Genomic DNA, 11112 nt, shown 5'->3' on the forward strand with positions numbered 1-11112 from the left:
CATATGAACCTTCAACACAGCTGGCTGGTGCGCAACGCCAGCGCGATTCTCACCGGCTTGCCCGGCGCCGCCGCGCGCCATGCCGGGCCGGATATCCGCATCGTCAACGGCCGCATTGCCGCCCTCGGCACCCTGCCACCCCTGCCTGGGGAGCGCGTACTGGATGCCCGGGATTGCGTGGTCTATCCGGCGTGGGTCAACACCCACCATCACCTGTTCCAGTCGCTGCTCAAGGGCATTCCCGCCGGCATCGACCAGAGCCTGGGGGCGTGGCTGGGGGCGGTGCCTTATCGCTATCGCAGCCTGTTCGATGAACAGAGCTTCCGCCTGGCGGCGCGTATCGGTTTGGTGGAATTGGCGCGCTCCGGCTGCGCCACCGTCGCCGACCACCATTACCTGTACCTGCCAGGCATGCAGTTCGACAGCGCCGAGGTGCTGTTCGAGGAAGCCGAGCGCCTGGGGCTGCGCTTTGTGCTGTGCCGGGGCGGGGCGACGCAGGTGCGTCAGGCCGAAGGCCAGGCCGCTGCCGGGCCGGAAACCCTGGCGCAGTACCTGGACGACGTCGAGCGTCTGGTGCGGCGCTACCACGACCCCGCCGCCGACGCCTGGCGCCGGGTGGTGATGGCGCCCACCAGCCCGCCCTACTCCATGCCCCCGGAGCACCTGCGGGAAACCGCCCGGGTCGCCCGGCGCCTGGGCATTCGCTTGCACAGCCACCTCAGCGAAACCGTGGAGTATCAGAACGAGGTGCAGCAGCGCCACGGCCTGTCGCCGGTGGCATTTTGCGCGGAGCAGGAATGGCTGGGGCCGGATGTGTGGTTCGCCCACCTGGTGAAACTCAGCACCGAAGAAATCCAGCTGCTGGGGAACAGCGGCACCGGCATCGCCCACTGCCCGCAAAGCAATGGTCGCCTGGGCAGCGGCATCGCCGATGTGGTGGCCATGGAAGCCGCCGGGATGCAGGTGTCGATCGGCGTGGACGGCGCGGCCTCCAACGAGGCCTGCGACATGATCAGCGAAACCCACGCCGCCTGGCTGATGCAACGGGCCAAGGCCGGTGAACGGGCCCGCCCCCGTTATGCCGGCGGTGACGAAGAAGGCGGCGCCCACGCGGCCACAGTGGAAGACGTGGTGCGCTGGGGCACGGCGGGCGGGGCCAGAGTATTGGGCCTGGACGCGGTGGGCAGCCTGCAGGTGGGCATGGCAGCGGACCTGGCGATCTACCGCCTGGACCAGCCGCGCTACTTCGGCCTGCACGACCCGGCCATCGGCCCGGTGGTCGGCGGCGGCCGCCCGACCTTGCGCGCCTTGCTGGTGGGCGGGAGGCTGACGGTGGACAACGACCAGTTGCCCGACCTCGACCTCGCCGAACTCGGCGCCCAGGCCCGGGACGCCGTGCACCGATTGCAACAGGCCGCAGGAGTACGCGCATGAGCTGGACCGCCCTGCAAGTGCGCAGCCTGCGCCTGGAAGCTGAGGATGTGCTGGGCATCGAACTGGCCCCCGCCGACGCCACGCCCCTGCCCTTCACCTGGACCGCCGGCGCCCATGTCGACCTGCGCCTGGGCAACGGCGCGGTGCGCCAATACTCGCTGCTGAGCCTGCCGGAAGAAGGCCACCTGTACCTGGGCATCAAGCGCGAACCGGCCTCCCGAGGCGGTTCGCGCTGGCTCCACGAACAACTGCGCCTGGGTGCGCAGATCGAGGTCAGCGCCCCACGCAATCTGTTTGCCCTGCAACCGGGCAACGGGCCGGTGACCTTGCTGGCGGCAGGCATCGGCATTACCCCGTTGCTGCCGATGTATCGCCAATGCCAGGCCGAAGGTCGGCCGGTGCGCTTGCTGTATTTCACCCGGGATGCACGCCAGGCGCCGTTTCTCCAGCGCTTGGGCGCCGACATCCAGTGGCACGGCGGACTTCGGGCCGAGCAGATCACCGAACAACTGGCCACGGAGTTCCCGGCATGGCAGGCCGACGCCGGTCTCTATTGCTGCGGCCCGGCGGGCTTTATGCGCAGCGTCGAACAGGCGGCGCTCAAGGCCGGGTGGCCGCAAGCCGCCTTGTACCGCGAACACTTCCAGGCGCCCGCGCCCACCACCGTCGATGAACAAAGCCGCTACGCCCTGGTGCTGCAACGCAGCGGTGCCGAAGCCCAGGTGCAACCCGGAGAAAGCCTGCTCCAGGCCGCGTCACGGGTCGGTGTGGAGCTGGCCTATTCGTGCGGCGTGGGGATCTGCGGCGCCTGCATCTGCCGGGTGCTCGAAGGCCAGCCGGAACACCGTGACGACTGCCTGAGCGAGGCCCAACGCCAGAGCGGCGAATGGATCGCACCCTGCGTCTCCGGGGCGCGCAGCCCACGGCTGGTGCTGGACGCCTGAACCTCAGCCTCAGCGCACATTGCGATACAGCATCAACCGCGCACTCTCATGCAGCCCCCGGGTCAGTTCCAGCAAGCGCTGAAATTCCTCGGGGTGTTGCTGGGCCACGTCATCACGCGGAGTGGGCGAGGCCAAATCATGCAAGGTCGGCCCGCTGCCGTCGTGCTGCATCTGCAACAGAAAATCCTGGGTCACGCCGCCGATCACCGGGAAGGTGCCTTCCCTGAGCACCAACGGCACCACCCGCTCCCCTTCCGGCGCGGGCTGCTGAATATCCCGCCCCATGGCGCCGTTGCTGAACGGCATGCCCGCCATGCCGGCCACCGTGGGCAGCAGGTCGGCCAAGCCCACCGCTTCCTCAATGAACCGTGGTTGCAACAGCCCCGGCGCATGGATCAGCAGCGGCACGTTGTTGCTTTCCAAACCCAGCTGTTCAAAGGCGGGGGCCATGTGCGGGATCTGGCTGATGCGGGTGTTGTGGTCGCCGAAGAACACGAAAATCGTGTTGTCGTAGTAGCCCCCCGCCTTGGCGATGTCCATCAGCCGGCCAATGTTGAAGTCCAGCAGGCGCACCGCGTTGTATTGCTCCAGGCTGCGGGAGCCGGCGGCTTGCACCTGCTCCAGGGTCAGCTGTTTGACCTCGAAACCATCGTTGCTTTTGGGGATGGTGAACGGCCGGTGGTTGCCGGAGGTTTGCAGGTAGGCGAAAAACGGTTGGTCCTTGGGCACGGCGCGCAGCAGGCGGTCGCTTTCCTTGAACAGGTCGAGGTCGGAGATGCCCCAGACGTCCACCAGCGGCGATTTCCAGTAGCCCTCGTCATACAGCTGCACGCCGTCGATGCTCTGGCGGATCAGCGCGTTGATATTGGCCCAGCCGGCGTTGCCGCCAATCATGTAGAAGCGCTGGTAACCCTCGAAGGCGTTGATCAGGCTGTGCTGGCGAGTGATCAGCGGGTGGCGGGTCGCGGTCTCTTGGCGGGTGACGTCGGGCACGCCGGTGATGCTGGCCCACACGGTCTTGGCGGTGCCGGTGACCGGCACGTAGAAGTGTTTGAAGAACCAGCTTTGGCTCGCCAGCTTGTCGAGGTTGGGCGTCGGGTTCAGCGGGTTGCCGTAGGCGCCCACGGCGCTGGTGCCGAGGGATTCGAGCATCACGAAGATCACATTCGGCGGACGCTGCCCCGCTGCTCGATAGGGCTGCACGCCCTGCTCACGGATGAAATTCAGGCTCTGCGCATCCGGCTGCTGCACCCCCAGGTAGCGCGCCACAGCCGGGTAGTGTTGGCGCACCTGAGCTTCATCGTATTGCGCCTGGCCGGCCTTGAGGGTGTCGTAGAGAAACAGCACCGGGTTGAGACCCAAGGCCGCGACCTGGCTGTTACCCGAAAAAAACGCATCGCTCCAGCGCAGCGGCACGGGGTTTTCCAGGTTGAGCTTTTCCACCCGTCCCAGCAGCGCCAGCAGCACCGCGACCCCACCCACCAGCGTGGCCGAGACCACGGCCAGGGTGCCGATGGGCTGAGGCGGACGATCCAACGTCACGCGTTCCAGCTTGACCAGCGCCCACCACCACAGCCCCACGCCGGCCAGCCACGCCAGGCTGATCCAGATCACTGGGTAGGTTTCCCAGACCATCTGCCGGGAGATTTGCGCGTCGTCGAGGTAGCGCAGCACCGTGGCATTGATGCGTACGCCCAGGTAGGCGTAATGGCCAAAATCGATGATGTACACCAGCCCCACCGCGCCCAGCACCAGCAGCAGATAACCCCGGGCCAGCCAACGCAGGGCCGGCACGCGCACCAGGTTCCAGCGCGGTAGCCATGCCAGCAGCGCCAGGGGCAGCATCAGCAACAGGGCCAGGCGCAGGTCGAAACGCAGGCCGATGCCCAGGGTTTGCAGAAGTGGCCCCTTGTCCTCGGCCGCCACCGGATCAATGCCGGAAAAGCCCAGCACAAACACCAGCCGCAACAGCGCCAGCAGCGCAAATACCAAGCCGATCGCCCCCACGCCGTAGCGCAGGCGGCGTGATTGCAAGCACCCCATGGTTTACCTCTGTGTGGTCAAAGTAGGTTTCAGCGGGCTCGGCACGCCCCTGGGCCGCAGCCTGTTCCAGCCGGCCATCAGCAACAGCCCGCAGCCGGCCACCAGGCAATAGCCCGCCAGCAACGGGTCGATCAGGTAGTCCCAGTAGTTTTCCGAAGGCTTGAGCCGCAGGGAGAAGGCCAAGGTGCCGGCCGCCAGCATCCACACGCCCAAGGCATTGCGCAGCCAGAGCATGAGCAAGGCCGCTGCGCCCATGAGCACAATCATCGGTCGCGGGTTGAAGCCCCAGCGATAGGGATCGAAATAGGTCAGGCCCAGGGTCGCCGGGTACAGGCTCAGGGTCAGCAGTGCAAACAGCAGCAGGACCTGGGCCCGCTGCCGGTGTTGCAGCGGCGCCAGCACGCCCAGGCGTTGCAGGCCGACCCAGCCCAGCAACACCAGGGTGCTGATGGCCAAGTCATCGGTGAAGCTGCGCACATATGCCGCCAGGGGCAGTTCTGCAATGGGCACAAAACTCACCAGTGCCAGCACCGGCAACAGCCAGGGGCGCCAGGGCGCGGTCAACCGCAGGCTGCCGAGCAGCACAAAGCCAAGGAGGATAAAACTCAGGTGGGCTTGCCACAGGGACATCATCACAGGCGCTCCGCCAGCCAGGCCTCGTTGAAGCTGACATGTTTGATAAAGGTGTTATTCCACGAGTACACCAAGTGGTACATGCCGTCCGGGCTGCGGCTGAAGTACGGGTACTCGTACTCGAAATCACAGCCTTGGGGCTTGCACACCCGGTAATCCAGGTTGCTCAGGAAACGTTGCTCCAGGGGCAGGCGCCGGGCGCCGCTGGACGCGCGGAAGCCTTCACCGATGATCTCTTTGTAGGCCTCGGGGGAAAAAGGCTGGCCCAGGGGATCGGGGGACTGGTCGAGTTCCACCACGCTGCGCCATTCATTCAGCTCGGCATCGGTGCCGTACAGGCTGAGTTTGAAGCGCCCGTCCTGCAGGTCGTTGAGGGCCACCAGCAAGCCGTTGTCGGCAGTGCCCACGGCGGCCAGGGACGAGTTGGGGTTGGACGGCTCCAGCGGATAGGGCTCGCTCCAGGTCTGCCCGGCGTCTTCGGTGCGGCTGGCCAGGACCCGATGATGGTTGTCGCCGGCATAACGCAGCATGGCGATGGCGCGACGCTCGTCCAGGGGCACGATGGTCGGCTGCAGGGAATTTTTGCCGCGGCTGATGCGGAATTTGTCGATCACCTGGCCGTCAGCGCTGAGGTACAGGTACTCGGCGAACTTGCCCATGAACTCGTGGTACACCGGCAGGCCGATGGAGCCGTCGGCATGGAACACCGGCGCGGCACGCACCAGGGTGCTGATGTTGAAGAACGGCGAGGTGATCAGTTGCCGCGGTGCGCCCCAGTGTTGCCCGAGGTCGTCGGAGACCATCACGTTGATCGCGCTGGTGGCCCAGCCGCCCACCGACACCGAGACATAGAACATCCACAGACGGTTGTCCGGGGCCAGGGCGATCACCGGGTTGCCCAGTTTGCGGATGTAGCGCTGGGTGCCGGAACGGGTGCTTTCCCGGGTGGCCAGCACCTGTTCGGCGCCCCACTCGCCGCTCTTGGCGTCAAAGCGCGCGGTGCGCACCTGGACGTCGGCGGCGCCTTCTCGGGAGCCGGCGAACCACACGGCCATCAGGTCGCCGCCGGGCAAGGCAGTGACCGAGGACGAGTGGACAAAATCCTTCAGCTCCGAAGACACAAAGCGGCTGCTGTATTGCGGGCGGGCCTCGGACGGCGTGGTTGTGGTGGCAGGGCCGACCTGGGCAAACGGCGCCAGGACATGGGGCGGATGGCTGCGCCAGGCCGCCAGGAACACCGCCATCAGGAGCAAGGCACAACCGATAAACATCAGGCGAGAAGGAAGCGCACGCATAAGGAGCCCGTTGCAGATGCAGGGTGGGAATCAGGGAAAGAACGATCAGGGTGCAGCGTCATCCGGCAGGCGTCGACGGCGACCGGTGAGCATCGACAACGGCAAGTTGTCGCGCACCTGGAAGCTCTCGAACAACGCGGCGCAGACGTGCAGACACACCAGGCCCAACAGCACATTGGCGGTAGTTTCATGCACCAGCAGCGGCCAGTCGGCGCCCCACAGGGCATCCACTTCCTCCATGGCCCAGCCGCTGAGGCCGATGATCAACAACGCCAAGAGCATCAGCAGCATCACCAGCGCACCGAGGGGCGAGTGCCCCAGGCGGTGCGCCGGGCGCCGGCCAGCAGCGAGCGCACATGGGCCTTGAGCCGGCTTGGCGTCGGCCAGAAGTCCGCCCAGCGTGCGCTGCGCGGGCCGATGAATCCCCACACCGTGCGGACCAGCAACCAGGCCATGGCGTAGTAGCCGAGCCAGATGTGCCAGTCGTCACCGGCTTCATTGAAGAAGTAGTTGGCGACGAAGACCCCGGCGATGGACAGGTGAAACAACCTGACCACCGGGTCCCAGAGGCGCAGGGATTGCGTCGGCATCAGCCTTTGATCTCGCTCTTCACGGCTTTGCCGGTGACCGGATCGTGGTAGATCTCGACCTTGCGCTTGTCTTTGTCAAAGCCGTAGATCTCGTAGCAGTTGCCGTCGGTGACCTTGAACTTGCTGATCTCGTAGCCCTGGGCCTTGAGCTGTTCCTGGAAGGCCTTCTGATCTTGCCATTGCGAGCGTTCGGCGGTGGTGCATTGCGGGCCGGCGACGGCCAGGGGGCTGGCGATGACCAGGGACAGCAGAAGAATTTTGCGCATGGAAACACTCTCGTCGAATGAGGGAGATCCCACTGTGCAAAACCAAGCTTAGGGCAACCTTAGTTGGCAACGAACGGTTACATTTTCCCGACACAAGGCACTGCCCGAGCCCCACGGCGGGCGTCATCATGCCGCCGTTCCAGCGTCCGCTGCCCTACCGAGAACCCGCCATGCGCTTGCTCCTTGTCGAAGATGATCGTGCCCTGGGCCAAGGCATTCGCGTGGCCTTGAGCGCCGAGGGCTATACCCTGGACTGGCTGGAGGACGGCCTCAGCGCCCTGCACGCCCTGCGCAGCGAAAACTTCGACCTGTTGCTGCTGGACCTGGGCTTGCCACGCCTGGACGGCCTGGAGCTGTTGCAGCAATTGCGTGCCGAACAGCACGACTTGCCGGTGCTGATTCTCACCGCCCGCGACGGCACCGCCGAGCGCATCGCCGGGCTGGACGCCGGGGCCGACGATTACCTGGTCAAGCCGTTCGACGTCGAGGAATTCAAGGCCCGGGTCCGCGCCCTGCTGCGCCGTAGCCAGGGCCGGGCCCAACCGTTGCTGGAGCACGCCGGGGTCAGCCTCGACCCGGCCACCCAACAAGTCAGCTACCAGGGCCAGGACATTGTGGTCACGCCCATGGAGTACCAGTTGCTGCACCAGTTGATGGCGCGCCCGGGCAAGGTGGTGACCCGCGAACGCCTGTCCCAGGCTTTGTACGGCTGGCAGGACCGGGTCGAAAGCAACACCCTGGAAGTGCTGATCCATAACCTGCGCAAGAAACTCTGCGCCGAGCTGATCCGCACGGTACGCGGCGTCGGCTACGTGGTGGAGCTCAAGCCATGAACTCGGTACGGGCGCGGATTCTGCTGCCGGTGCTGCTCCTGGTGCTGCTGGGGGATGTGCTGATCAGCTGGTTGGTGCTGCGCGACAGCCACCATGAAATCGAAGAGGTGTACGACGCCCAACTGGCGCAGAGCGCGCGCCTGTTGCAAGGCGTATTGCGCCAGCGTGACCCCGGCGAAGCCGACTGGGACAAGCTGTACCAGGCCTTTGACCAGGCCATGAGCCGGGTCGGCGAAGACGGCGTGGCCCATCCCTATGAAACCCGCCTGACCTTCCAGGTGTGGCGCCGCGACGGCCAGTTGCTGGTGCGCTCCGCCGAGGCCCCGACCCTGGCTGCGCCCCCCACCACCCTGGGCTCCCACGACATTGTCGAGAACGGCAACGACTGGTGCGCCTTCCTCCTGGCCGACGAGCAACAGGGGCTACTGATCTGGGTCGGCGAGCGCGACGACATTCGCCAGGACCTGATCCAACGCATCATGCGCCACACCCTGTGGCCGACCCTGATCGGCGTGCCGCTGCTGGCGCTGTTGATCTGGCTGACCATCGGCTGGGGGCTCAAGCCGCTGCGAGCCATGGCCCGGGCGATTCGCGGGCGCAACACCGCGACCTTGCAACCCTTGCAGCTCAAGCCGCTGCCGGTGGACCTGGAGCCCATGCAGACCGCCTTGAACCAGTTGCTGGCACAGATCGACAGCCTGCTAGAGCGAGAGCGGCGCTTTATCGCCGATGCCGCCCATGAACTGCGCACACCCTTGGCGATCCTGCGTATCCACGCGCAAAACGCCCAGAGCGCCGGCACCCCGGAACAGCGCCGGGAAGCCCTGGACTTCCTGGTCAGCGGCGTCGACCGCGCCACGCGCATTGGCAGCCAGTTGCTGACCATGGCGCGCATCGAGCCCCAGCTCAACAACCCCCAGCGCAGCACCGTGTCACTCACCGCCCTGGTGCGCGAAGAGCTGGCGGAGCTGACACCCCTGGCCCTGGAAAAAGACGTCGAGCTGGTGCTGGACGGCGACGAGGCGTGCCTGGTCGACACCGACCCGGTGGCCCTGGCCATTGCCCTGCAAAACCTGGTGACCAACGCCCTGAACTTCTCGCCGCCGGGCAGCGAAGTCTGGGTGCGCATCCGGCCGCAGCCTTCAGGGACGATCCACCTGTGCGTGGAGGATGCCGGGCCCGGTATCAACGAACAGGAGCGCGCGCGGCTGTTCGAGCGCTTCTACAGCCAGGGCAATGCGAATGGCGCCGGGCTGGGCCTGGCCATCGTCGAGATGATCGCTGGCAAGATCGGCAGCCGCCTGGAACTGCACAACCGGGCGCAAGGTGGCCTGTGCGCGCAGTTGTTGTTGCAGGCCAGCACCCGGCCCGTGTTGCATCCGCTACCGGCGCCAGCCTGAAACGTTTCAGGCCTCGGGATCATTGATTGCCGGTGGCGGCGAACCTTTCACCGTCAACCGGCGTCCGAGCTAGGGCATTGATGCTTACTGCTCGCCGCGAGGTTCCCGTTTGAAAGCTGCCATCGTCAAAAAATACCGCCTGATCATCAAGACCCTGGGTTACGTGGGCTGGTCCCTGTTCTGGCTGCTGATCTGGGATGTGGCGGTCACCGTGGATTTCATGCTGTTTCTCAACGCCAAGATCAACCTGCCGCTGATGCCCCTGACCCTGCTGGGTTCGGCGCTGGTGGTGCTGATCAGCTTTCGCAACAGCAGCGCCTACAACCGCTGGTGGGAAGCGCGAACCTTGTGGGGGGCGATGGTCAACAACTCCCGCAGCTTCGCTCGGCAAGTGCTGACCCTGCTGGACGATCCGGGCAGCGAGGTCAACCCGGTGAAATCCACCCTGTTGCGGCGCCATGTGGCCTATGTGAATTGCCTGGCCGCGCACCTCAAGGGCGAGCCTTGCCCGGCCGAGGTCCAGGCGTTCATTCCCGCCGAAGAGTTCGATCGCCACCCCAGCACCAACAACTTTGCCAACGACATCATCAATGGCTCCGCCGCCCTCTTGGCCAAGGAATACAAGGCCGGGCGCCTGGACAGCATTCGTCTGGCGCGGCTGGAATCGACCCTGGTGGAACTGTCCAATAGCCAGGGCGGCATGGAGCGGATCGCCAACACGCCGCTGCCCTACCCTTACGTGTATTTCCCGCGGCTGTTCATCACCTTGTTCTGCCTGATCGTGCCCGTGGGCCTGGTGGAGTCCCTGGGCTGGTTCACACCCCTTGCATCCACCGTGGTGGGCTTTATGCTGCTGGCCATCGAACGCATCGGCACCGACCTGCAAAGCCCGTTTCGCGCCAGCGAACACCAGATCCAGATGGAAACCATCTGCGAAACCATCGAGAAAAACCTGCAGTCGATGCAGCGCGATGCACTGGGTGGCGATCGGATTGGCTAACGCCCGACGCAGGCAGCCGAGGTGCTTATCACGCTTACAGAACAGGAAAATCCATGGCCCTTCCGGAACGGCTGCAACCGCTGAAACCTACCCCGTCGCAGTGGGACGCCATGAGCATCCTGCTGCGCACGCTGGAAGAACAAATCGAGCTCAACCACGAACAGGAAAACGCCGCCATCAGCACGCTGATCGAGCAGTGGAACAGCCTCGTCGGCCGGCCTTTCGAGTTTGATGAGTTTCGCGATTTGCACAGCCATACCAACGCCGAGGACTTTATCCGCTCGACCTTCCATCACGAGCGATACGTCGACGACTTGAGCTTCGAAGAAGCCTGCGCCCTGGCCCGTTTTGTCAGCCACAGCGAGGGCGATGATTCGGATGTCCACTACGCTTTGAAGCTGCTGGAGATCAACTTTGCCAACGCCGAGGCATCGGACCTGATCTTCTGGCCGGACGACTGGTTCAACGACCCCGACCTGTTGGACGTCGAGCTGACGCCCCAGGAAATCGTCGGTTACTTGATGGCAAAGTCCGGGCGACGCTTGGCCGATGCACCGCCGATAACGCTGCGGTATGCCATGCCCTGAGGGGGGTCTTGCGGACGCTATCGCTGGCAAGCCAGCTCCTACGGGGCGGGGTGCTGTGTTTTGCTACCCTGCCGACCATCACACACC

General features: G+C 65.3%; 10 protein-coding genes and 1 pseudogene. 6 read left to right on the plus strand and 5 right to left on the minus strand.

The genetic code is table 11. From position 1 onward, the window contains the following. Positions 1–3 precede the first annotated feature (3 nt). Together M1B35_RS12635 and M1B35_RS12640 are read left to right on the plus strand one after the other, a co-directional pair. Positions 4–1434: an amidohydrolase family protein gene (locus tag M1B35_RS12635; RefSeq protein ID WP_268262073.1), complete on the plus strand. Its 1431-nt coding sequence runs from the start codon at positions 4–6 to the stop codon at positions 1432–1434. Further along, positions 1431–2378, plus strand: a complete 948-nt coding sequence (locus M1B35_RS12640; RefSeq protein ID WP_268262074.1) for a PDR/VanB family oxidoreductase — start codon at positions 1431–1433, stop codon at positions 2376–2378. The genes M1B35_RS12635 and M1B35_RS12640 overlap by 4 nt, the downstream gene beginning before the upstream one ends. A 9-nt stretch (positions 2379–2387) precedes the next feature. On the opposite strand, the gene M1B35_RS12645 is transcribed toward M1B35_RS12640, so the two are convergent. From M1B35_RS12645 to M1B35_RS12665, 5 genes and pseudogenes are all read right to left on the minus strand, one after another. Continuing rightward, positions 2388–4421 carry an LTA synthase family protein gene (locus M1B35_RS12645; RefSeq protein ID WP_268262075.1) on the minus strand — a complete coding sequence of 678 codons (2034 nt, stop codon included), beginning with the start codon at positions 4419–4421 and terminating at the stop codon, positions 2388–2390. A 3-nt stretch (positions 4422–4424) separates the two neighbouring features. Continuing rightward, positions 4425–5054, minus strand: a complete 630-nt coding sequence (locus M1B35_RS12650) for a hypothetical protein (RefSeq protein WP_268262076.1) — start codon at positions 5052–5054, stop codon at positions 4425–4427. Then, complete coding sequence (locus M1B35_RS12655; RefSeq protein WP_268262077.1) at positions 5054–6349, minus strand: sialidase family protein; 1296 nt, start codon at positions 6347–6349, stop codon at positions 5054–5056. The genes M1B35_RS12650 and M1B35_RS12655 overlap by 1 nt, the downstream gene beginning before the upstream one ends. Before the next feature lie 45 nt (positions 6350–6394). Then, positions 6395–6939: pseudogene (locus M1B35_RS12660) on the minus strand (cytochrome b/b6 domain-containing protein). Next, positions 6939–7205 carry a PepSY domain-containing protein gene (locus tag M1B35_RS12665; RefSeq protein WP_268262078.1) on the minus strand — a complete coding sequence of 89 codons (267 nt, stop codon included), beginning with the start codon at positions 7203–7205 and terminating at the stop codon, positions 6939–6941. The pseudogene M1B35_RS12660 and the gene M1B35_RS12665 overlap by 1 nt, the downstream one beginning before the upstream one ends. A 170-nt stretch (positions 7206–7375) precedes the next feature. Between M1B35_RS12665 and M1B35_RS12670 the strand changes: the two genes are divergently transcribed. The 4 genes from M1B35_RS12670 (at position 7376) to M1B35_RS12685 (ending at position 11025) form a co-directional block, all read left to right on the plus strand. Further along, the gene (locus M1B35_RS12670) at positions 7376–8038 is read left to right on the plus strand and encodes a response regulator (protein WP_268262079.1); all 663 of its coding nucleotides are present in this window, start codon (positions 7376–7378) and stop codon (positions 8036–8038) included. Next, positions 8035–9438, plus strand: a complete 1404-nt coding sequence (locus tag M1B35_RS12675; protein WP_268262080.1) for a sensor histidine kinase — start codon at positions 8035–8037, stop codon at positions 9436–9438. Before M1B35_RS12670 ends, M1B35_RS12675 begins: the two co-directional genes overlap by 4 nt. Positions 9439–9547: 109 nt before the next feature. Then, on the plus strand, positions 9548–10438 hold the full coding sequence (locus M1B35_RS12680; protein ID WP_123335616.1) for a bestrophin family protein: 891 nt from the start codon (positions 9548–9550) through the stop codon (positions 10436–10438). A gap of 53 nt (positions 10439–10491) precedes the next feature. Beyond that, positions 10492–11025, plus strand: coding sequence for a hypothetical protein (locus tag M1B35_RS12685; RefSeq protein ID WP_268262081.1), 534 nt, complete (start codon positions 10492–10494; stop codon positions 11023–11025). The last annotated feature ends 87 nt before the right edge of the window (positions 11026–11112 follow it).

Origin of the sequence: Pseudomonas morbosilactucae, assembly GCF_023241665.1 — a bacterium.
GTDB lineage: Bacteria > Pseudomonadota > Gammaproteobacteria > Pseudomonadales > Pseudomonadaceae > Aquipseudomonas > Aquipseudomonas morbosilactucae.